Genomic DNA, 348 nt, shown 5'->3' on the forward strand with positions numbered 1-348 from the left:
GCTGCTGAACACGTTCATCTATCTTCCCCGCGCGGAAGTCGCGCGAATGATCTTCCACGAACTCGCCCATCAGATTCTGTTTGTCAGAGGGGATACCACGTTCAACGAGTCTTTTGCGGTGACGGTGGAAACCGTGGGCGTCCAGCGCTGGCTGGTAGCGCACCCGGACGCTGTGATGGAGTATGAGCGCTACGATGCGCACCGACGTGAGTTTCGAACTCTGGTGGAGAGCTACCGAAAACGTCTGGAGGCGCTCTATGACAGTCCAGACACGGACGCCGAGAAGGCGGCTAGGAAAGACGCCATGTTCGTCAATATGCGTGCCGACTACGAGGCGTTGAAAGTGTC

1 protein-coding gene is annotated in these 348 nt (G+C 57.5%); it reads left to right on the top strand.

The features are described from left to right. A partial coding sequence (locus CDV44_RS26890; RefSeq protein WP_170936121.1) for an aminopeptidase occupies positions 1 to 348 on the top strand: 348 nt, incomplete at both ends.

Source organism: Pandoraea sp. PE-S2R-1 (assembly GCF_002179865.1).
Classification (GTDB): Bacteria; Pseudomonadota; Gammaproteobacteria; order Burkholderiales; family Burkholderiaceae; genus Pandoraea.